Genomic DNA, 308 nt, shown 5'->3' with positions numbered 1-308 from the left:
TTCGCTACATGGGTTAAAGATAGAGAAGCAATGAACCCACCTTTCAAACGTAGACTTGTGATTGACTTAACGGTTATTTTATCCCTGTGGGTTTTATATGCGGTCTTCTTCTTTACACAAACTCCCTCAACTTCTGATATTGCCAAAACTGTGATTGACGTAGGTTTATTGTACTTTGTAGGGCAATTTATTTATTTGGTCGCAAAAATCAGTCCTATGTTCGACGGTTTGGTTAAACTTATGAAAAAGAACGGTGTAAGTGTTCCAGAAGTAGAAGAAGAACAAACGGAGGATAAAAAAGAATGAAT

General features: G+C 36.7%; 1 protein-coding gene. It reads left to right on the top strand.

All coding sequences use genetic code 11. The features are described 5' to 3' along the window. Positions 1–306 (top strand): hypothetical protein (locus L979_RS16175; protein ID WP_197052048.1); only part of this gene is annotated, 306 nt, incomplete at its 5' end. Positions 307–308: the final 2 nt, after the last annotated feature.

This window comes from Kocuria sp. ZOR0020 (assembly GCF_000800955.1).
GTDB classification, from domain to species: domain Bacteria; phylum Actinomycetota; class Actinomycetes; order Actinomycetales; family Micrococcaceae; genus Kocuria; species Kocuria subflava.
The sequence above is the reverse complement of the archived record's forward strand: the minus strand, read 5'-3'. Positions and strand labels throughout refer to the sequence as shown.